At 51.0% G+C, this 21490-nt stretch carries 20 protein-coding genes, 4 tRNA genes and 1 pseudogene; 3 read left to right on the top strand and 22 right to left on the bottom strand.

Annotated features, from left to right (window positions below; translation table 11 throughout):
- Positions 1–116: 116 nt before the first annotated feature.
- The 15 genes and pseudogenes from IDAT_RS12035 to IDAT_RS11965 all read right to left on the bottom strand — a co-directional run bounded on the left by IDAT_RS12035 (position 117) and on the right by IDAT_RS11965 (position 13106).
- Positions 117–192: transfer RNA gene (locus IDAT_RS12035), tRNA-Thr, on the bottom strand.
- 13 nt (positions 193–205) lie between these two features.
- Positions 206–280 (bottom strand) — tRNA-Gly (locus tag IDAT_RS12030).
- A gap of 66 nt (positions 281–346) precedes the next feature.
- A tRNA-Tyr gene (locus IDAT_RS12025) sits at positions 347–431 on the bottom strand.
- 17 nt (positions 432–448) lie between these two features.
- A tRNA-Thr gene (locus tag IDAT_RS12020) sits at positions 449–524 on the bottom strand.
- 89 nt (positions 525–613) lie between these two features.
- Complete coding sequence (locus tag IDAT_RS12015; protein ID WP_034734004.1) at positions 614–1912, bottom strand: adenylosuccinate synthase; 1299 nt, start codon at positions 1910–1912, stop codon at positions 614–616.
- A 76-nt stretch (positions 1913–1988) separates the two neighbouring features.
- Positions 1989–3158: an aminotransferase class V-fold PLP-dependent enzyme gene (locus IDAT_RS12010; protein ID WP_034734003.1), complete on the bottom strand. Its 1170-nt coding sequence runs from the start codon at positions 3156–3158 to the stop codon at positions 1989–1991.
- Between the two features lie 132 nt (positions 3159–3290).
- Positions 3291–4175: a protease modulator HflC gene (hflC, locus tag IDAT_RS12005; RefSeq protein ID WP_034734000.1), complete on the bottom strand. Its 885-nt coding sequence runs from the start codon at positions 4173–4175 to the stop codon at positions 3291–3293.
- A 3-nt stretch (positions 4176–4178) separates the two neighbouring features.
- Positions 4179–5363 carry an FtsH protease activity modulator HflK gene (gene hflK, locus IDAT_RS12000; protein WP_034733998.1) on the bottom strand — a complete coding sequence of 395 codons (1185 nt, stop codon included), beginning with the start codon at positions 5361–5363 and terminating at the stop codon, positions 4179–4181.
- A gap of 53 nt (positions 5364–5416) precedes the next feature.
- Positions 5417–6712 (bottom strand): ribosome rescue GTPase HflX, encoded by a 1296-nt coding sequence (gene hflX, locus IDAT_RS11995; RefSeq protein ID WP_034733995.1) that lies wholly within the window; start codon positions 6710–6712, stop codon positions 5417–5419.
- Positions 6713–6741: 29 nt separating this feature from the next.
- On the bottom strand, positions 6742–6996 hold the full coding sequence (hfq, locus tag IDAT_RS11990) for an RNA chaperone Hfq (RefSeq protein WP_034733993.1): 255 nt from the start codon (positions 6994–6996) through the stop codon (positions 6742–6744).
- A 199-nt stretch (positions 6997–7195) separates the two neighbouring features.
- Positions 7196–8146: a tRNA (adenosine(37)-N6)-dimethylallyltransferase MiaA gene (gene miaA / locus IDAT_RS11985; RefSeq protein ID WP_051986806.1), complete on the bottom strand. Its 951-nt coding sequence runs from the start codon at positions 8144–8146 to the stop codon at positions 7196–7198.
- A 134-nt stretch (positions 8147–8280) separates the two neighbouring features.
- Positions 8281–9804: pseudogene (gene mutL / locus IDAT_RS11980) on the bottom strand (DNA mismatch repair endonuclease MutL); the annotation flags it as partial.
- A gap of 8 nt (positions 9805–9812) precedes the next feature.
- Entirely contained in the window at positions 9813–11036 is a 1224-nt protein-coding gene (locus IDAT_RS11975; protein WP_244441655.1) for an N-acetylmuramoyl-L-alanine amidase, read from the bottom strand.
- 91 nt (positions 11037–11127) lie between these two features.
- Positions 11128–11598: a tRNA (adenosine(37)-N6)-threonylcarbamoyltransferase complex ATPase subunit type 1 TsaE gene (gene tsaE, locus IDAT_RS11970; protein WP_034733989.1), complete on the bottom strand. Its 471-nt coding sequence runs from the start codon at positions 11596–11598 to the stop codon at positions 11128–11130.
- The gene (locus IDAT_RS11965) at positions 11595–13106 is read right to left on the bottom strand and encodes a bifunctional ADP-dependent NAD(P)H-hydrate dehydratase/NAD(P)H-hydrate epimerase (RefSeq protein ID WP_034733988.1); all 1512 of its coding nucleotides are present in this window, start codon (positions 13104–13106) and stop codon (positions 11595–11597) included. The genes tsaE and IDAT_RS11965 overlap by 4 nt, the downstream gene beginning before the upstream one ends.
- A 72-nt stretch (positions 13107–13178) precedes the next feature.
- Here IDAT_RS11965 and queG point away from each other — a divergent pair, with 72 nt between their 5' ends.
- Positions 13179–14294: a tRNA epoxyqueuosine(34) reductase QueG gene (queG, locus tag IDAT_RS11960; RefSeq protein WP_034733987.1), complete on the top strand. Its 1116-nt coding sequence runs from the start codon at positions 13179–13181 to the stop codon at positions 14292–14294.
- Here queG and IDAT_RS11955 read toward each other — a convergent pair.
- The 5 genes from IDAT_RS11955 to IDAT_RS11935 all read right to left on the bottom strand — a co-directional run bounded on the left by IDAT_RS11955 (position 14277) and on the right by IDAT_RS11935 (position 17833).
- Positions 14277–14843, bottom strand: coding sequence for a DUF1415 domain-containing protein (locus tag IDAT_RS11955; protein WP_244441654.1), 567 nt, complete (start codon positions 14841–14843; stop codon positions 14277–14279). The two genes, queG and IDAT_RS11955, sit on opposite strands and share 18 nt — an antisense overlap.
- Entirely contained in the window at positions 14844–15758 is a 915-nt protein-coding gene (locus IDAT_RS11950; protein ID WP_034733986.1) for a M14 family metallopeptidase, read from the bottom strand.
- A gap of 113 nt (positions 15759–15871) precedes the next feature.
- A complete protein-coding gene (locus IDAT_RS11945) occupies positions 15872–17140 on the bottom strand; it encodes an MgtC/SapB family protein (RefSeq protein WP_034733985.1) in 1269 nt (422 codons plus the stop codon).
- 7 nt (positions 17141–17147) lie between these two features.
- A complete protein-coding gene (locus IDAT_RS11940) occupies positions 17148–17564 on the bottom strand; it encodes an MAPEG family protein (protein WP_034733984.1) in 417 nt (138 codons plus the stop codon).
- Positions 17565–17596: 32 nt separating this feature from the next.
- A complete protein-coding gene (locus IDAT_RS11935; protein WP_034733982.1) occupies positions 17597–17833 on the bottom strand; it encodes a YheV family putative zinc ribbon protein in 237 nt (78 codons plus the stop codon).
- An 81-nt stretch (positions 17834–17914) separates the two neighbouring features.
- On the opposite strand from IDAT_RS11935, the gene IDAT_RS11930 reads away from it, so the two are divergent.
- Both IDAT_RS11930 and IDAT_RS11925 read left to right on the top strand, forming a co-directional pair.
- Positions 17915–19822 (top strand): ATP-binding cassette domain-containing protein, encoded by a 1908-nt coding sequence (locus IDAT_RS11930; RefSeq protein ID WP_034733980.1) that lies wholly within the window; start codon positions 17915–17917, stop codon positions 19820–19822.
- Positions 19816–20037 (top strand): YheU family protein, encoded by a 222-nt coding sequence (locus IDAT_RS11925; RefSeq protein WP_034733977.1) that lies wholly within the window; start codon positions 19816–19818, stop codon positions 20035–20037. Before IDAT_RS11930 ends, IDAT_RS11925 begins: the two co-directional genes overlap by 7 nt.
- On the opposite strand, the gene cysQ is transcribed toward IDAT_RS11925, so the two are convergent.
- The gene (gene cysQ, locus IDAT_RS11920; RefSeq protein ID WP_034733974.1) at positions 20006–20848 is read right to left on the bottom strand and encodes a 3'(2'),5'-bisphosphate nucleotidase CysQ; all 843 of its coding nucleotides are present in this window, start codon (positions 20846–20848) and stop codon (positions 20006–20008) included. The genes IDAT_RS11925 and cysQ overlap by 32 nt on opposite strands.
- Positions 20845–21393, bottom strand: coding sequence for an ADP compounds hydrolase NudE (gene nudE / locus IDAT_RS11915; protein ID WP_034733971.1), 549 nt, complete (start codon positions 21391–21393; stop codon positions 20845–20847). The genes cysQ and nudE overlap by 4 nt, the downstream gene beginning before the upstream one ends.
- Between the last annotated feature and the right edge of the window lie 97 nt (positions 21394–21490).

The raw sequence follows: 21490 nt of genomic DNA, 5'->3' as shown, positions 1-21490 counted from the left end.
GAACGTTCAAATTTTTCTTTTGACATGACAGCCTCTCTTTGGACAACATACGGTGGTTCAACACCAAATTATCAATGACTTAACCGAAAGTTTTAACTGCAAGAGGGGCCGTGAAATGGTGCTGATAGGCGGATTTGAACCGCCGACCTCACCCTTACCAAGGGTGCGCTCTACCAACTGAGCTATATCAGCACTTACAGATTATTGGAGCGGGTAGTGGGAATCGAACCCACATCATCAGCTTGGAAGGCTGAGGTAATAGCCATTATACGATACCCGCATGCCTTGAATCGGGCCACCTCAAACCATTCTGGACTCACCGCATTCGCATGATAATGCTAAAAAGTGGTGGAGGGGGCAGGATTCGAACCTGCGAAGGCTGAGCCGTCAGATTTACAGTCTGATCCCTTTGACCGCTCGGGAACCCCTCCAAAACCAGATTTTAAAATGGTGCCGGCACCAAGAGTCGAACTCGGGACCTACTGATTACAAGTCAGTTGCTCTACCAACTGAGCTATGCCGGCACCCCGGTTAGGTGGAGCGCATTCTATTGTATCGATTTTGATGATGCAATAGTTAATGCCATTTTTTTTAAGTTTCGTGAACTGATTGGTTATTTTGCGAACGGATGGCGCAAAATAATGGTCTCAGCACGATCTGGACCGGTCGAAATAATGTCCACCGGAACACCAGTTAAGGCTTCGATACGTTTGATGTAAGCCAGTGCCGCAATTGGCAAATCTTTGTGCTCAGTTAAACCTACAGTACTCTCGCTCCACCCTGGCATACTTTCGTATACTGGCTCTACCGTATCATAGTCTTCGGCTGCCATCGGTGGGTATTCAGTCACGGTACCGTCCGCTAATTTGTAACCGACACAGATTTTCAATTCTTCAAGACCATCTAGGACATCTAATTTGGTCAAGCAGAAACCACTGACTGAGTTAATCTGGACTGCGCGACGCGCGGCGACTGCATCGAACCAACCAGTGCGACGTTTACGTCCGGTAGTGGCACCAAATTCGTGACCTTTGACGCCCAAATGCTCACCTACGTCACAGGATAGTTCCGTTGGGAATGGACCACTACCCACGCGCGTTGTGTAAGCTTTGACGATACCGAGTACATAGTCGATATAGCGTGGCCCAAAACCAGCGCCTGTGGCAACGCCACCGGCGGTAGTATTAGACGAGGTCACATACGGGTAAGTACCGTGGTCGATATCAAGTAAGGTGCCTTGAGCGCCTTCGAACATGATGTTCTGCCCTTCTTTGCGGGCTTCATCAAGCAGTGATGGGATATCAGCGATCATACCGCGCAGTTGCTGCGCAACTTCACGGCAATACTCGAGTACCTCATCGACATCAACAGCGTCAACTTTGTAGTATTGCGTCAGCGTGAAGTTATGGTATTCGACCACTTCGCGTAACTTCTCTTCGAAGCGCTCAAAGTGGAACAAATCACCTACCCGTAAGCCGCGACGCGCGACTTTATCTTCGTAAGCAGGACCGATACCACGCCCTGTCGTGCCAATTGCTTTGTTGCCACGGGCTTTTTCGCGCGCTTGGTCAAGCGCAATGTGATACGGCAAAATAAGTGGGCAGGCTTCACTGATTAGCAGGCGTTCACGGACCGGGACGTGACGCGCTTCAAGCATCGCGATTTCTTCCATCAAGGCTTCCGGCGACAACACGACTCCGTTACCGATAACGCAGGTTACGTTTTCACGTAAAATGCCCGAAGGAATCAAATGGAGAACGGTTTTTTCACCGTCGATGACAAGGGTGTGACCAGCATTGTGGCCGCCTTGATAACGAACCACTAACGAAGCTTTATCGGTAAGTAAATCAACAATCTTACCTTTGCCTTCGTCACCCCACTGCGTGCCGAGAATTACGACGTTTTTACCCATTATTTTTGCTACCAGCGTTACTGTTGAAAAAACAGGCGGCGATTTTAACAGGAATTCACCTGCTTCGGTAGCCCGATCAGATGGCTTCTAAGGCTTTTTTCAATTGCTGATAGTCAGCAATGTCGTGATACAGGGCAAAGCCAAAGCGCAAACGGTTACCGCGGTAATCGGTGTCAACGCCCTGCTCGCGAAGCGCGGCAGCAACTGTCGCGGTTTGCTCTGCCGACGGCAGCACGAAGGTAAAAAAGTGGCCGTGATCACGCTGCTCATCACGCAACAAGGCTTGCCGATGAATTAACGGGTGCTGCGCCTCATCGAGCAGCGACAGGAAAGCAAGCTGCAACTTCTGCACCCGTTGATGGATCTGCTCGACGGTAAGTCCGATACTACGCCACCACTCCAAGACCGCCTCTAGGCGATACAAGGCGGTGTAATCCATGGTGGCTCCAGCAAATCGATAACCATCGTCAGCGTAGCCTACGGTTGCTTGACGCGGTTTTGCTAGGTTGGCAAAGTCCGCGAACCAACCGGTATACTCCGGTCGTAATGCACAGCTTTTCGGTACCGCCATAAAACAGCAACCTTCACCCGCTTGCAGGTATTTATAACTGCCGGCAATGTAGAAAATACGGTCAGCAACGTCTCGCAAACGCGTGGGAATCGCGCCACATCCATGGTAGCCATCGACCACGACTTGAGTGCGTTGCGGCACTGCTGCTAGCCAATCACTTAGCGGTGGCGCTTGCACACCCGAGTTAAAGAACACCTGACTGGTAAAGATGAGATCGAATTCATGTGCTTGTAACGCCGCTTGCCAACGCGTTGCAAACGTATCGTACGGCTCGCATGGGATGCGCGTTACGTGCACTCCAGTTCGCTCTTCGAGGCGTTGCACTTGGCGACTAAAGCTGTGAAATTCGCCATCGGTAGTGAGAATCCGCAACGGCTGGTCTGGCGCAAAACAGCTGATGATACGATACAATAGTTCATGGGTATTGGCGGCAAATACAAATTGCTCTGGGTATGGGTGGTCAAGTAGCTCCGCTAACAGTCGTTGCACGTTTGGAATACGTTCGCCGAAAATCACGTCCCACTTGTGGTCAGCTCCCGCGGCGCTGTCATTCCAATAAGCCAGCTGAGCATCGCGAGTGACATCGGGCCAGTAGTAATGGCTATGCGGCGAGCAATGGAGGATGCCAGGGTGTTGCCCCAAAAATTGACGGTAATACTGCTTATACGATTCCATACCCACTCCCAAACTACGTTAATCGTGATTCGTTAATCGTTAGTGGAGTGCACCACTGCCTCACCCTCACGATTAACGAATAACGAATCACGGTAGTTCCAGAAAAAAGCCGGCGGGCGCCGGCTTTTGATTTTAGTTTGCTGTTTGACTCTTCAAATATTTAAAGAAGTCACTGTCGGGCTCGAGCACTAGCACATCATTGCCATTCTCGAAGCTGCGTTGATACGCCTGCATGCTACGTAAGAACGCGAAGAACTCTGGATCCTTGGTATACGCCTCGGCGTAAATACCTGCAGCTTCCGCGTTACCTTGACCACGAATTTCACGAGACTGTCGTTCGGCATCGGCAAGCATAACCGTAATGCGTGCATCGACGTCAGCACGAATAAATTCGGCTTGCTCACGACCTTCTGAGCGGTGCTCACGGGCAACTGCTTCACGCTCGGCGCGCATCCGCTGGAAAATCGACTGGCTCACTTCAGTTGGCAAGTTGATCTGCTTTACGCGCACATCTAGTACTTCGATACCGAGTTCCTGCGCACTATCAGCACCACGAATTAACGCTTGGCGCATTAAGTCATCGCGCTCGCCCGAGACGATTTCTTTGATGGTACGGCTACCAAACTCCGCTCGTAAGCCACTGTTAACTCGACGCGTTAACAAACCTTCCGCTTGAGCTTGGTTGCCACCATTGGTCGATAAATAGTAATTTGCGAAGTCAGAGATACGCCACTTCACATAAGTATCAACGATAAGGTCTTTTTTCTCGCTGGTGACGAAACGGTCCGCATCACCATCGAGGGTCTTGATCCGCGCATCAAGGCGCTTCACTTGCTCAATGAAAGGTAATTTGAAGTGTAGACCTGGCTCGTAGACAGTTGGCATTCCGGTATCAGCGTTACGCTGAACCTTACCAAACTGAATGACGATTGCGCGCTCGCCTTCTTGCACTACAAACAATGAAGACAGGCCAAGAAGCGCAGCGATAATCACTAAGACAACGATTAAATTTTTCATGATTTACCCCCGGCCTCCGCTGCGGTCGCTGGTGCGGCCGCTCGAACTGGTCGTGTTAGTGCGTGATGATGAATCGGTCGATGTACCAAGTGAACGACTCGCATCTCGCTCTGCAGGTGTTTGCTGCGTTGTACTGCTACGACGCTGATTCTCAAGAATCTTATCGAGTGGCAGATACATCATGTTGTTGCTGCCTTCTACGTCGACCATCACCTTGGCGGTGTTGGCGTAAATTTCTTCGAGCGTCTCTAAATAAAGTCGCTCACGCGTCACGCCTGGTGCCGCTTGATACTGTGGCAACAACTCATTGAAACGAGCTACCTCACCCTGTGCTTTCAAGATTTGCTCTTCGCGATAAGCTTGCGCTTCTTGCAGAATACGGCGTACTTGACCACGAGCCGTTGGCTCACGCTCACGCGCATAGGCTTCAGCTTCACGAATAAAGCGCTGTTCATCTTCCTGCGCAGCAATAGCGTCATCGAATGCGTCTTTTACCGCTTCTGGTGGACGTGCTGGCAACAAGTTAATGTCGACAATTTGAATCCCCAATTGGTAAGGAGCAATGATGTTCTCTAACAATTCAAGCGTGTCAGCACGGACGTTCTCACGACCTACCGTTAGCACTTCGTCCATGGTGGTGTGGCCCACGACATAACGCAAAGCGCTGTCGGTGGCTTGTGCCAAACTACTGTCCGCGTTTTCTACTGCGTACAGATAATCACGCGGGTTGATGATGCGATACTGCACATCGAGCTCAACATGCACCACGTTCTCGTCTTGCGTCAACATGAAGCCTTCAGACTGGAACTGTCGTACGTTGCTCACATCGACTGTTTCGACAGTATCGATAAAAATCGGACGCCAGTGCAGGCCTGACTCGACCAAAGTATTAAAGTTACCGAAGCGCAACACTACGCCACGCTCAGCTTCTTTAACCGTGTAAAAACCGGCAATGAACCAAACCACAACCAGCAACACTGCGATGATACCGACACCTTTCATCGAAAAGCCGCCGCTACTGCCGCCACTGTTGTTGTTGCCTTTTTTGCCAGAGCCGCCGAAACCTAATTTGCGCATGAGATTGCGCACAGCTTCATCGAGATCAGGGGGACCCTGATCGCGGCCACCTTGATTTTTCCATGGATCACGGTCGTTATTGTTGCCGTTTCCCGGTTGATTCCAGGCCATTGACTACTCCAAGTTTGGATAAATTAATAATGCTTAGTGTGACAAATTGCTGTCTATTCTACAAAGCCTTGCAAGCTATCGCCATACTCATCGGCGACTTGTTTACACAAGCGTCGCCAATCGACACTCGACATCCTGACATGTAAGGATAACGCGCCATCTTCGTTGACGGCTTCGTCGGTTACGCTGTTTAGTGCATACAGCTTACCACGCAGTTTACCCATTGAGGGTGGAATTCGTAACGAAACATCAACCATGTCTGGGCGTAAGCGCTCTACTAACGCCTGTCTCAATAGCTCAAGCCCTGCACCTGATTGAGCCGATAACCAAACCCGAATCGGACGTTGTTGGTCGTCATAATCTATACGTGCAACACCATCATCTAGTTTATCGATTTTGTTACAAATTAATAATTGTGGTACTTCATCGGCGCCAATTTCTTCTAACACCGCTTCGACTTGCTCAACGTTTTCTTTCTGGCGGTCATCACTAATGTCAATCACATGTAACAGCAAGTCTGCATCTTGGGTTTCTTGCAAGGTTGCTTTGAACGCGGCAACTAACTCGTGCGGTAGATGCCGGATGAAACCAACGGTATCCGCAAGAATGACGGCGCCCACGTCTGGCAGTTCCAGCTTCCGCAGCGTTGGATCGAGTGTGGCAAACAGTTGGTCGGCCGCATAAACCTCTGACTCGGTGACACGATTAAACAATGTCGACTTACCGGCGTTGGTATAGCCAACTAGCGAAACAGTGGGAACTTCTGCGCGCTGTCTTGCGCGCCGCCCTTGTTGACGCTGCTTCTGAACTTTGTCGAGGCGGCCAAGAATATTTTTAATGCGCCCGCGGATTAAACGTCGGTCTGTTTCTAGCTGAGTTTCCCCCGGACCACGTAAACCGATACCACCTTTTTGCCGCTCCAAGTGGGTCCAGCCTCGCACCAAGCGCGTCGAGATATGCCGCAACTGCGCCAGCTCAACTTGCAGCTTACCTTCATGGGTTCGAGCGCGCTGCGCGAAAATATCGAGGATCAAACCCGTGCGGTCAAGCACCCGGCATTGACATAATTTTTCGAGGTTGCGCTCTTGTGTCGGCGACAAGCTGTGATTAAAGATAACAATATTCGCACCATGCAGCTTAACGGCGTCAGCTATTTCTTCTGCTTTGCCGCTCCCGACGAAATACCGCGAGCTTGGCGTAGAACGCGCAGCAGTCACTACCGCAAGCGTTTCGACACCAGCGGAAGTGACCAAAAGTTTCAATTCAGAGAGGTCTTCCCGATCAATTTCGGCGGGGAAGTCAACGTGCACCAGGATAGCCTGTTCACCACTTTCAAACCTATCAAACAAGCTATCACTGCTCCTTAAACAAGTTAATGCTAGTCAATCGCCTCTTCACTACCTGCCTCTTGTTGTGGCAAATAATTTTGCGGAATACGCGCAGGAACAACCGTTGAAATCGCATGTTTATAGACCATTTGGCTAACGGTGTTCTTAAGCAAAATCACGAATTGGTCAAACGACTCAATCTGACCCTGCAGTTTAATACCGTTTACCAAATAAATTGAAACTGGTACGCGCTCCCGACGCAATGCATTCAAAAACGGGTCTTGTAAAGTTTGCCCTTTTGCCATTTTTTGCATCCTTTTTCTTGTTATTGTTGTGAGTCCGGCAGCCTACCACAGACCACAGATGCCAGTCCGCTCAACTATAGTCTAACTGGCACAATTTACCAACAGATTCACGCGAGGCTTTGCCCGAACTCAAACCGAACGCAATGCGCTCTCATTTTGCTTCGTTACTTTCTTAACTATAAGGGCAAATGGACGGCTTTCAAGGTTTGAATCGTGTAAAGTTTCCCGGCACTTGCTGACAATACCTTAGGGCATGCTCAGTTAACTGCGGATCCAAACTATCAAACCACCTCACACCAGGCCACTTGCGAAGCCAAGTGAGTTGGCGTTTCGCGAGCTGCCGAGTGGCAAAAATGCCCTTATCGAGAAAAGTAGCACGATCAAATTCACCGTCGAGGTATTGCCATGCTTGACGATAGCCCACACAACGTAGCGCAGGTAAATCAAGGTGCAAATCTTCTCGTTGGCGTAAGACTTCGACCTCAGTAAGCAAGCCTTGTTCCACCATTTGCCTAAATCTTAATGCAATACGGTCATGTAGAACTTTACGATCTTGCGGTGCTACAGCTAACTGAACGACTGGGTAAGGCAATGCCCCGTGACGCTCTTTAGTCAGTTCTGTCAGGGTTTTGCCACTTACATAATACACTTCGAGTGCACGCAGCAGGCGCTGTGGATCATTGGGGTGTATCCGCTGCGCACTTTGTGGATCAATGTGTGCCAATTCAGCATGAAGCGCATCATTGCCTTGTTGCGCCAAGCGCACTTGCAGCTGTTGGCGTAGCTGTGGATCAGCTTCTGGTAATTTTGACATTCCCTCTAACAACGCCTTGAAATACAGCATGGTGCCGCCAACCAGCAATGGAATGCGCCCAGCAGCAATGATGTCGTCAATGTGGCGTCGCGCGTCACTGGCAAACTGTGCAGCTGAATAGCTCTCGGCTGGGTCGCAAATATCGATCAATCGATGCGGTGCTTGGGCTAATTCTTCCGCAGTTGGCTTTGCCGTACCAATATCCATACCGCGATAAATCAATGCTGAATCAACCGAGATAATCTCCACTGGCAACTGTTGTCGTAACGCGATCGCCAGACCCGTTTTGCCGGCAGCGGTCGGACCGTATAAACAAATCACATAAGGTTCGTTCATCGAATTGGCTCCGGTAACTCAGGTAACTGCAACCGCGTAACGAACTTATTCGCGCCTTGCAACTGTTCTAGCCAGACACCCGCCCAATGTTCCGCCTGCACTTTGCTGTAGTGTGTACTCACTTGTTGCTGGGCAAGCCATTGCCAAAACTCTGGTGCTAGCGCCGTCGAATCTGCCAAAAAGCTCACCAGTTTTACCATGCTGGAGTGAATATCAGAGTGGCGCAGTGCGCTCGGTACCTGCTCTATCACCACTTGCCGTCCGACTTTGCGGTAAACCACTCCCAGTTGCGCCAGCCGTGCTAGAGGCAGTTCAGTAATGGCCTCACTGAGTTGTTTATCGGTTAACTTCACCGGTATTAACAAGGGTTGACCGCTGAGGCCAGTCTCATGCTGACGTTGCAACTGCCGCACCAAGTAAGCTTGCTCTACTTCTTGTAAGTGCAACAACACTAACTGTCCAGCATGCTCTAGTAGCGCAAAGCGCTGTTGCAGCACCGCTAAAATACTTGCACTTTGCGGCGCTGGAGCGGGCTCTATGGTAGGCGCCGATGGCGCAGCTGCGAGACCAGGTAACGGGTTATTGTAACGTGGTTGCAAGGCTGCAACTTGCTGCTGCAGCTGTACCGATGCTGCTTGATACTGATGTGGTGCGACGTTAGACGTCGCACCACGAGCAACGCCACGTAGACTTTGCAGGACAAAGTCATGCACTTGTCGAGCATGATGAAAGCGCACTTCGTGTTTGGCCGGATGTACATTAACGTCGACTTCGGCAGGCGGTAACTCGAGATAGAGCACGTAAGTCGGCGACCGGTCATCACCAAGTGTGTCCCCATAAGCTTGGCGTATGGCGTGATTGAGCAGTCGATCACGCATCATGCGTCCGTTCACATACAGAAATTGTACGTCACCTTGATGACGGCAGGCTTCTGGTGGCGCCACCCAGCCCCACAAGCGCAATCCAAAGTGTTCATTATCTACCATTTCGGCAGTGTCTGAGAAACTGCTACCAACCACTTTTGCAATACGTTCGAGCGCGCGCTCTTGCGCTACCGCGGGATACTGGCGCACCACTTTCTGGTTATGCTGAATCACCATTTTGACGTCGAATCGACTTAAAGCGATGCGTTTAAGCATCTCATCTATATGGCTAAATTCAGTTTTATCGGTACGCAAAAATTTACGCCGCGCTGGGGTATTGAAGAATAAGTCTTCAACATCGACAGTGGTGCCATCGGGATGACTTGCTGGCGTTAGCTGCGCTTGCATATCTCGCCCTTCGACCCAAGCTTGCCACGCCTGCGTTTGCTGCGCTGGCTTGGAGGTGAGCGTCAAACGTGAAACTGAACTAATACTGGCAAGCGCTTCGCCGCGAAAGCCCAGACTTTGAATCGCTTCCAAATCCGCAAGTGAGGTAATTTTACTCGTCGCATGACGCGCTAATGCGAGCGCTAATTCATCTTTATCGATGCCGGAGCCATTATCGCGAATACGAATCCGTCGCCGACCGCCCTTCTCGATATCGATAAAAAGTTGATCCGCGCCTGAGTCGAGACTGTTCTCGATCAGCTCTTTTACCACCGATGAAGGACGCTCAATAACTTCACCGGCAGCAATTTGGTTGGCCAGGCTTATCGGCAATAACTGAATTGGCATGGCAAATCCTAATTCGGCGCTGGAATGTCGAGCACTTGACCCACGCGAATGACTGAAGTGCGTAAGTTGTTACGTTCTTTAATCGCGGCGACTGTCGTATTGTAACGTTGTGCCAAGATCGACAGAGATTCGCCGGATTTCACCACATGCCGGCTTGCACGTGCACTGGCGAACATGGTGCCATCTGGCGGGCGTCGCAAGAAGTAATTACGCACCCCCTGATAAACTGCTCGCGCCAGTTTTTGTTGATGCTGATTGCTACGCAACAGCTTCTCTTCTGTTGGGTTAGTGATAAATCCAGTTTCAACCAGCATCGACGGCATCGCGCTCGAAGTTAATACTGCTAGACTGGCTGATTGCGGCTGTGCTTTATGCATCCGCGTGATACTTTTTAATTCTTTAATGACTTCCGTTGCTGCTTCGTGGGCGCCGACCATGTTGATGTCCATACTCATCGATACCAAGGTTTGGTTAAGCATTGCGTCACCACTTTCACTGGCAGGAATGCCACCTAAAACATCAGATAAGCGCTCTTTATTCTCCAGCAAACGACCCATCTCACTGTTCGCACGGCCGTTCGACAAAACCCAAATTGAAGCCCCGCGCGGTTGCGGTGTGTGAAAGCCATCCGCATGAATAGAGACAAACAAATCGGCGTTGATGCGCTCAGCTTTGCGCGGCCGTTCATTCAAGCCAACATAATAATCATCGCTGCGAATCAGATAAGCTTGCATGGCTGGATCGTCGTTGATCATCTTGGCTAACGCTCGTGCAATGGGCAGCACCACATCTTTTTCATAGGTCCCGCTCGGACCAATCGAACCCGGATCTTCGCCGCCATGACCGGCATCGATAGCAACCGTTACTTTGCGTTCTTGTAAATCATCCGCGCTCAGCACTGAGCTGTCGCGCTCCATCGCGGCACCGGGCACATTCACGACTAGACGGTGACCATAGGTTCCCTGCGGTGGTAACACTTGAAAATTGGCATCTACTTTTTTATCGAGTTCCAGCACGATGCGCACGCTGTCTGGCGACTTCGGTGTGCTGGTGCGAACTTTCGTCACCATCAGCGACTTTGACTGCAGCTGATCGAGGTCAAAATCGAGCCTAGTACGCTGAAAATCAATGACTAAGCGGTAGGGATGAGACTGATTCAAAGTGAAGTAGCTGTAGGTCGGTGGCTCGGTCATATCGAACACTACCAGAGTGTTGTCTGGCGATGGTGACATGCGCACTTTTTCAATAGTGTTTGCCTCTGCTGTTGGTACAACAAAGCCCACTATTAACAGTGTTATGAAAACTAGCCACAAGCGTTGCATGTTAGAGCTTATCGAGTAACTCTCGACCTCTTGTTGTTAGCGCACTTAATGTCATCGCTCGCCCTTCGTCAGCGTAATCGATAACGATTTTTAGATCTGGCTCTGGTAGCACGCCCTTACCGCGTTGCGGCCACTCCGCCAGAATTATGGTTTGACTGTCAAAGTAATCGCGAATGCCCATAAATTCAAGCTCTTCAGGATCTGCCAGCCGATATAAATCAAAGTGATGTATCTGCCATAATGGCAAATCATAGCTTTCGACCAAAGTGTAAGTGGGGCTTTTTACCTTTCCTTGATGTCCGAAGGCCTGAATAAAACCTCGGCTAAACGTGGTTTTTCCCGCGCCTAATTCACCTACCAAGTAAATAGTTAATGGTTTTGTCGATGGCGTCTTTTGCACTACTGTTGCTAATCGCGCGGCTACATCTAACAATGCGGCTTCGTCAATTAAACTTAAACTCTGTTCGGTCATGGATTTACTAATTTCCGCAACGGTTCCAACAAATCACTCGGTAGTGTACCACGTTCGCCGCCTTTTGCAGCGTGTTCAGCCGCCACCGCATGCAACCAAACAGCACATGGCAAGATGGCTTCAGCTGGTAATTTTTGTGCCACTAAACTACCAACAATCCCGCTCAACACATCGCCCGAACCACCGACTGCCAATGCCGGTGTTCCCCGTCGACACACACGAATACGAGGACTTTGCGCTTGCGCAATGAGCGAACCTGAACCTTTGAGGACAACGTGCGCCTGCGATTTCGCAGTGAGCTTTTGCACTGCTTGCCAACGGTCCTGCTCCACCTCTGTGGTGGTTATGCCGAGTAACCGACCCGCTTCTCCAGGATGCGGTGTTAGCCAGAGATGTTCATGCGCTGGCCACCATTCATCATGGCGACTCAACAGATTTAATCCGTCGGCATCAACGACCATCGGCCTACCACTTAGTAACACTGCTTGGGTGAGCCGTTGCCCCCATTTATCATCGCCAAGGCCTGGTCCTAACACGACACAATCGGCGCGCTTTAGGAAGTCTTGTATGGCTTGTTGGTCTTCAGCTGCGGTACTCTGCACCATCAATTCGGGTTGCGCCATCGCCACGATTTGTTGCGACTGCGGGTGGGTGAGCACTGAGACCTTGCCGCAGCCAGAGCGCAACGCCGCACGTCCCGCCAAAATCACTGCTCCTGACATGCCCACGTTGCCCCCTACAATCACAACGTGGCCATGCTGTCCTTTGTGACTACTACGACTGCGCGGCGGTAGCAAGCGCATGACCTCATCCTGCTCGATTAGCGTGGCGACTGGCTTTTCGAGTTGACGGAATGCAGGAGCAATGCCCAACTCGGCTAGTTCTAAATGCCCAGTAAAATGCGCGGCTTTTCCGGTCAGTAGTCCGGGCTTGAGCGCCACCATGGTGACCGTGTAATCGGCTTCTACGGCAACCGGCATCGGCACGCCAGTATCGCTTTGCAGTCCTGTGGGACAATCAATACTGAGCACCCACAGCTTGTGAAAGTCCTTCGCATCGTTCAAGGTCTCAACCACGCACTGATACAGTTCATCGAGTTCACGACTTAAGCCAGTGCCTAATAACGCGTCGACAATGACGTCTTGTTCAGCAAGATGGGTGCGATCAAGCTTGTCGAGGGGCTCTACACTGCCCTGTTGCTGTCGCCAAGCCGTTGCGGCTTGCTTCGCCAACGCGGTTTTTGGCTCGGTTGCGACGACTTGCACGCGATAACCAGCAGCACTTGCCAAACGCGCTAGCACCCATCCGTCGCCACCATTATTTCCTGGGCCACATAAAATCATCACTCGAGCTGGCGCAGGTTGCTGACGCTCTAGCGCCGCGAGACAGCTTTGCGCCGCCCGCTGCATGAGTTGTGCCGGACTCACTGATAGACTCGCAGCAGCTTCTAATTCCCGTTCGCGCACTTGCGAGGTCTTAAAGACCAGATGCTGCATATTGATCTGCATCGGTGCATCTCCTTCTGATTTTTGTTATTTTGTGTTCTGCATTCCGATTCACTTAAGCATAAACCGTCACGCATGGATTTCCAGCAGCTTGCAGCAGATATTAAACGTTGGGGTAACGAACTTGGCTTTCAGAAAGTCGGTATCACTGATCTCGACCTCAGCACTGAACGTGCCGCGTTGCAACGTTGGCTTGACGCGGGTATGCATGGCGAGATGGAGTACATGGCGCGGCATGCCGAGCTGCGCTCACGACCAGAGCAACTCCATGAAGGCAGTGTCAGAGCAATATCGGTGCGAATGAATTACTTGCCTGCCGAGGCAGGTTTTGCACGTACCCTTAAGAATCCGCGCCTTGGCTACATCAGTCGCTATGCGCTGGGTCGCGACTATCACAAGCTGATGCGTAAACGTCTCAAACAATTGGGTGAACGTATCAAAGCCGCCTGTGCCGAACTTGATTATCGGCCTTTTGTTGATTCGGCACCGATTATGGAGCGCCCATTGGCAGTGAAAGCCGGACTAGGCTGGACCGGTAAGCACACATTAGTGCTCGATGAGCAAGGTGGTTCTTGGTTTTTCCTTGGTGAGCTACTGGTTAACTTGCCGTTACCTGTCGATCAACCCGTCGCGGAAAAGTGTGGCAGTTGTACAGCCTGTATCACTATCTGTCCGACTCAAGCCATCGTTGAACCCTATCGCGTCGATGCGCGGCGCTGTATTTCCTATTTAACCATCGAATTAAAGTCCGCTATTCCGGAACAATTTCGGCCGCTGATGGGCAATCGCATTTATGGCTGTGACGATTGTCAGCTCATTTGTCCTTGGAATCGTTACGCGCAACTGACGGACGAAGCCGACTTTGCACCACGCAAAGACCTGCACGCGCCAGAATTACTAGAACTCTGGCAATGGGACGAAGCCACCTTTCTGCAAAAAACTGAGGGCTCCCCGATTCGACGTATTGGTTTTGCGTGTTGGCAGCGTAATCTTGCGGTCGCGCTCGGCAACGCACCTTACGATCCCGCTATTATAAGCGCGCTCAAAGCACAACGAGGTAAGGTTAATGCCATGGTGGATGAGCACATAGATTGGGCATTACAACGCCAGCATGACCGTGCGGCAGGTGTGACGAAACAAGTGTTGCGCCTTACCCGCGCAGTGGAGAAAGGCTTACCGCGCGACGCTTGATGCGGCGCGCAAGCGTGCTAGCAAGGTATCGAAATAAGCCTTGCCCTGTTGCTCAGCCATCTTGATGTTGCGTTCTGGTATCTGTTCTGGGTACGGATAGCGCGCTAGCGCCTTTGCTAAACTCGCTTCGCGCAAAACGTGTAATACTGGGTAAGGCGCACGATTAGTGTAATTACTTACATCGTCTTCAGCGGTGTCGGCAAATTGATAGTGCGGATGAAAGCTCGCAATCTGTAACGTACCTTCCAACTGAAACTCGCGCAGCGTGAGTGCCACATAGTCGAGTAAATCAAGATAATCCACAAATTCTGTGAATCCCTCACTGAGCACGACCAAGGATGTTTCCGTCGCGTCATCTTGCAACAATTCTTGCATTGCTTGGACTAAATCGGTGAGCGCTTGCTCGATGGACTGTGCCCTACTATCTACGTAACGAATCGATTGCTTTTCGACTTCACGGTGGGCAAATGGGCAGAAGTTGAGACCCACCACAACTTCTGCCACCCAGCTCTGCACCGCCTGACAAGCAGGAGTCAGCTGCTCGCTCACTTAACGTTGCTGCCCAGCAAACTCAAGCGCACCGCGCACCGCTGCCACTTGTGCATCGACACACTCGACTGGATTGGTGTTCGGGCTATCAGGATAAACTTCGGTGGTGGTCACGAAACGCGCCTGCGTCATGCCCATACAAAGGCCTAGCGGTTGCGCATCGTATTCGATGACACCCTCTTGCACCATCGGCGCACCAATCAGGCAGCCATGTTCATCCGCAGGTGCAATATGGGTCACCGGTTTCACCTGCTCGATAATCGCACGCTGGAATTCCGGCGCGCTACGCTGGCTGTCGGCAACCAAGTAAAAACCATCTGGAATATTCCAGTTGTCGTTGGTGGTGCCATCGCGCGCTGCCAAAGCAGGCCGAAACTCCGAATTGTCGGTGTCCGTGGTTTCGTGTAGGTCGATATGCACATCAGGTTGAATATTCTGCGCCGCTAGATACTTCATCAGCAAAGCACATTCTTGAGCCGGACTGTTGACGACAAAGGAACGATTTGGATCGATCGCATCAGGGTTCCACCGATTGATGGTTTCATAACCCCAAGGGCTAATACAGGGTGCGACGACAAGATTGAAGCGCGCCAAGTGATTCACCGCTTCGGTCTCTAAAAAATACAAGGCACCATGAACACCACTGGTCTCATAGCCATGGACTCCGCCAGTCACCAATGCCGTTGGCAAATCATCTCGCCAAGGCTGACTGCGGACAATAAATAATGGATAGGTGTGCTCGGCATAAGCAAGCTCGCCATAGGTTTCGACCTGAAAGAGTTCACGCAGATGATCGATGCGACGTACTACGTCGTTGCCGTAGTCGCGCTGTTTACTTTGCGCGCTCAGCCACGCTTTTTTCTCCGCTGAGCTCCATGGCTTCCCTGGTGTCCCGATAGGATACTGCTGCGTCATAAATGAGCACTCCTCTTTACGAAAAACGATGCGGCAAACGATTCAAGTGGTGTCATTAAAGCGGCTATAGTGTAGGCGAATTCGTGCCGTTTCACCAGTACGCTAAGAGAGCTTTACACTGCAATTTGCAGCATCCACAAACTCAACCAACCGAGACTAATAGCGAGACCACAGACCACCGCGCACGGCAACCACATGTTGCGATGTCCTAGTGCGACAACTAAGCCTACTTTTACAAGCGTATTCACCGATGCAGCTAGCAAAATGCCAAAACTAGCCACTTCATCAGCGAGGCTATTGTTCGCCAGCTTCGCCAATGACAAAGTGATCGCATCAACGTCGGTGAGACCGGAAATTGCTGCGACTGCATACACGCCTGCATCGTCAAAATAGAGATGCGCATAATGTGCAATCACGAGAACGGCCACCAGTAACCCAGCAAATTTGAGCGCAGTGAAGATATCAAACGGGTTTTTCACCACGACTTCGTTTTGCAGTTCGGTCGACTGTCGGCGGCGCAATAACCAAATCACACCAATAAAGTTCGTTAGGGTCATCACCCCCAGAGGTAACACCAACCAACTAAGCAGCGCTCGATTGACTACCGCTACTTCAACCAGTACCCGAGGAAACATCGTGGCACTGGCAATCAAGATAGCGGCCACAAACAAGTGATGACCAACGCGGCTTTCTTTGCCAAACTTGGCCATGTTGAGCGTTACTGCAGTCGAAGAAGCAATACCGCCAAGCACTCCCGTTAGCAAAATACCACGATGTGGACCCAGTAATTTACTGGCAAAATAACCAACAAATGAAATACCGGTAATGAGTACCACCATCCAGCCAATTAAATACGGATTGAGCACGGCACCTGGGCCATATCCCTCGTTTGGCAACAACGGCAGCACCACTACACTGATCACCAGCATTTGTAAAATCGCCAGTAATTCACGTTGCTGAAGGCGTTCTACCCACTGATGGAGTACTGGCTTTAAACTCAATAACAAGGCTACGACAATTGCTATGGGCACGGCTAGCATGACTTGACCGGCAACGCAGAGAGCACCTAAACAAAACGTGAGTAGTAAAGTGGTTGGTGTGGTAATACCTAAGTCGGCATTACTGCGAGATTCCAATACATGCGCAACGATGATCAGCAACGCAAAGCTGATCAAGCCACCGAGCCACAGTGGCCACGCTGGCTCGGCTAATTGTTGACTGACCAATAACAGCACCGCGCCGAGCAAGCTGCTAATAGCAAAAGTCCGCAGGCCTGCAAAACGCTGGCCGTCGGCGCGGCCTCGCTGACTCCAACCACGCTCTAAGCCAAGAATCAAACCGATTCCAAGCGCGTAAGCGAGATCAAAAAGCACGCTTTGCATGACAGTTTTACATCAGCGCGAGCGCGATTTGCACCAAAACTGCAACATTAGCTATCGCTCCCAACACAAAGAACCAACTACGTGGGCTTGGATTCTTTTCAGTGGCAATGGCGTAATACAGCACCATGTGCACAATCCGCGCGATGGCAAATAACATCACCCAATAGCCAAACCATTCGCTGTCGATGCCGATAAACAAAGCAACGAAGACACTAGCCAAGAACATCGGCGCATTTTCTAAGGTATTCATGAAGGTGCGGTGGGTACGAAAGACCAGCGATTCGTGACTGATGTTTTCAGGGACTTTGCCGGGGACTGCATTGGGTTGCTTTGCCTTAACTGCCGCGGCAACCGCCCACTGCACTAACCAGGTTACGAGAATAAGCCATAAACCAAGATAAACGAGCGAAAGTTGACTTGCCATGAAATGTTCCTTGTAGTTATTTCGATTGGGAATTACTCCGGCTTAAAGATACCGATAATATTTTTGTCCTGTTTGACTGTATCTGCAGCTGTTGCCGCAGCCTTAGGTTGTTTGTCTTGCTCGCTAAAAGAATGTTGGCATGCAACACAGTGCACTGTCTCGTCGAGCGTCCCATCACTGCGCTCAGTTATTTGTAACTGCAAGGTGTCTGTTGCATGACATGCTGGGCATTCCGCGCCAGCGATAAAGCGTTTGCGTGTTCGAGCCATATTCACCTCAGGTTGCTTCGGGTATAATTGTCGCAGATTCTTTAGTTAACACAAGCTGCATCTCTGCAGCGTGGGATGTGCATGATTTCGATACGCGATATGGCGCTGATGCGCGGTGGCAAGGTACTGCTACAGAACACCAATTTGACGATTTTTCCAGGCCATCATGTTGGCGTGGTCGGTCGCAATGGTACTGGCAAATCGTCACTGTTTGCCTTGCTGCGTGGTGAACTGCAAGTCGAGCAAGGCGATTGTGAAGTGCCGCAGCAGTGGCGTAGCGCCAGCGTCAAGCAAGAAACTCCTGCGCTCGACCGCAGCGCGCTCGATTTTGTGCTTGATGGTGATACTGAGTTACGGCAGTTAGAGGATCAACTCTTTCAGGCAGAACAACAAGATGACGGTCATGCCATCGGTCGCCTCCACGATCAGCTCGCCGCTATCGGCGCTTACGAAGCTCCGGCCCGAGCAGCCGCTTTACTCGCCGGTTTAGGCTTCACCGATGCACAGTTTCAGCAACCGGTGAAAGCATTTTCTGGTGGCTGGCGCATGCGCTTAAACCTTGCCCAAGCGCTGATTGCCCGCGCCGACTTATTGCTGCTCGACGAGCCTACCAACCACCTAGATGTAGACGCCATCTTCTGGTTAGAAGACTGGCTGCAACGTTTTCCGGGTACCTTGCTGCTGATTTCGCATGACCGCGACTTTCTCGATGCTATCTGTCAGCAAATCATTCATATTGAACACCAAACTGCGACCTCTTATAACGGCAATTACAGTAGTTTCGAGCGTCAGCAAGCTGAGCAAATTGCACAACAACAAGCACAATTTGAAAAAGAGCAAGCGCAGCGCAAGCACTTACAAAGTTACATCGATCGTTTTCGCTATAAAGCCAGCAAAGCTCGCCAAGCACAGAGCCGCATCAAAGCATTAGAACGGTTGCAAAGCAGCGCACCCATTGTCGCTAATAGCCAGTTCCAATTTCAATTTCGGCCACCAGAGCAACTGCCCAACCCGCTACTGAAACTCGAACTAGTACAAGCTGGCTATGGCGACAAGGTGATTTTGGAGTCCATTCAGTTTAACTTAGTCCCTGGTAGCCGGATTGGCTTACTCGGACGCAACGGCGCGGGTAAATCGACCCTGGTCAAGCTATTGGCTGGTGAAATCAAGCCACAAAAAGGCATTTTGGAACTGAATCCAGGCATCAAACTTGGCTACTTCGCGCAGCATCAACTGGAAACGCTTGATGTCGCAGCGAGTGCGCTACAACATCTGCAACGCCTTGATCGCAAAGCTAGCGAACAGCAATTGCGAGATTTTCTGGGCGGTTTTGGTTTTTCAGGCGATCAAGCCACGCGCCTCGTGGGCCCTATGTCCGGCGGCGAGAAAGCGCGGTTGGTGTTAGCATTGATTGTTTACCAAAAACCTAATCTGTTATTGCTTGATGAGCCGACGAACCATCTCGACAGCGTGATGCGCGAGTCATTGGTTTTTGCCTTACAGGATTTCGAAGGCGCAATGGTCATCGTATCCCACGATCGACATTTATTACGTACCACAGTCGACGATTTTTTCTTAGTCGCCAACGGCCGAGTTGAGTTGTTTGATGATGACCTCGACGGCTATCATCGCTGGCTGCAAAATCAAAGTCAGAGCAGTTCGACATCTTCCGGTGATACTACCAGCTCGGGCAAAAGCGACCGCAAAGCAGAAAAACGCGAAGCCGCGGAGCGCCGTGCACGATTGAAGCCATTTAAAGATGCCGTGGCGAAATATGAAAAGCTGGTACACGAACATGAGCAGAAGTTGGCCGAACTGAACCAACTATTAGCCGATAACTCGCTTTACGAAGAGCAACATAAGGCACGCCTGCAACAGCTACTGGAACAACAGGCACAAACTCAGCAACACCTCAATCAAGCGGAAGAAGCTTGGATGGCGGCTGAAGAGGCCATGCAAATAGCCGAGGAGAGTGACGCATCATGTTAATTCCATGGCAACAACTTAGCGCTGAAACACTGGACAGTGTGATCGAGTCTTATGTATTACGTGAGGGTACCGACTACGGTTGGGAAGAAAAGAGCCTCGCCGAAAAAGTCGAAGATGTGCGCGCGCAACTGCAACGCGGGGAAGCCGTTTTGGTATGGTCAGAATTGCATGAAACACTCAACATCATGCCTCCGGATGCGTTTGATGACGAATAAATACCTGCTGCCATGGTACTTGTGCATCCCCTAAAATGAGAAAATTGGGATTGCCTAGATTCGCTTCTTGGTTGTAGGTCAAAGGCTTAAAATGTTCGCTGACAATGCTGCCACCGGCTTCACTTACGATCACCTCAGCTGCAGCGGTGTCCCACTCCCCCGTAGGCCCAACGCGTAAAAAGCAGTCGGCCGCGCCTTCGGCGATTAAACACGCCTTTAACGAACAACTGCCAGCAGGCAAGGTGCTGAGTTCACGGTCTGGATTCATGCGCGCCAGCACACGCTCGCGCGGCTGCCTGCGGCTAATGGCCAAAATCAACGGGTCATCCTTTGGCTTGGCAACCTTGCGTACTTGTAACTGTTGCTCGCCATTGACGTCGCGCCGAAACGCGCCAGCGCCGCGTTGCGCTAAGTAGAGCTTGTCGCCCGCGGGCCAGTAAATGATCCCCAGCGTTGGTTGTTGTCCCACAACTAGGGCAATCACTACGGTGAAATCACCCGAGCGCGCAATAAACTCTTGAGTGCCATCAATCGGGTCTATCAACCAGTAACGCGGCCATTGTTGGCGTTCTTCAAGCGACAGGTGTGCGCCCTCTTCTGAGAGCACCGGTATATCTGGCGTCAAGGCATTCAGCTTCGCCGTAATCAAGCGATGGGCCGCCAAGTCGGCACTTGTTACTGGCGACGCATCCGACTTTTCGTAGGTCGCGTACGCTTGCTCTTCGTATTGCTCCATAATCAAGTCGCCGGCCTGCTGAGCGATTTTCGCCGCCCCTTCGAGCAGCCACGCTAACTCGTTCGCATCGTTCACCGTTGCAATTCCCTCAAGGTCATCAACAAAGCTGCAATACTGCGGGCTTCGGTAAAATCTTCTTGTTCAAGCAAAGCCTCAGCTTTGCTCAAAAGCCATGGTACTTGTTCGAGGGGTTCAGGCTCATCCCCTTCGAGTTGCTCAGGGTATAACCCACGCGCGATAAAGATATGCATAGTGGCAGCGAAGAACTGTGGCGCCATGGTCACGCTTTTCAATGGAATTAGTTCTTGCGCGCCGAAACCAATCTCTTCTTTGAGTTCGCGGTTGGCGGCTTGCTCTGGGGTTTCACCGGGATCGATCAAGCCTTTCGGAAAACCTAACTGATAGTTGTGTAAGCCGGCGGCATATTCACGTACCAGCATCAGCGTCTCGTCATCAATAAAAGGCACCACCATAACTGCGCCGCGGCCGCTACTTTGCATACGCTCGAATTGCCGCTCTACACCATTGCTGAAACGTAAATCAACAGCTTCGATGCGCAACAACCGACTGCGCGCTACAATTTGTCGTTGAAGAATTTCGGGTACAGGTTTTCGGGCCATATTCATCTGCCATACTGATATCGAGAATAAGCCTGCTTTACTGGCTCACAACCTAGGGTTTCGGTTACTATAACCACTTGAATTAAGCGGTACAACA

This window comes from Pseudidiomarina atlantica, assembly GCF_000753735.1.
Lineage (GTDB): Bacteria > Pseudomonadota > Gammaproteobacteria > Enterobacterales > Alteromonadaceae > Pseudidiomarina > Pseudidiomarina atlantica.
The sequence above is the reverse complement of the archived record's forward strand: the minus strand, read 5'-3'. Positions and strand labels throughout refer to the sequence as shown.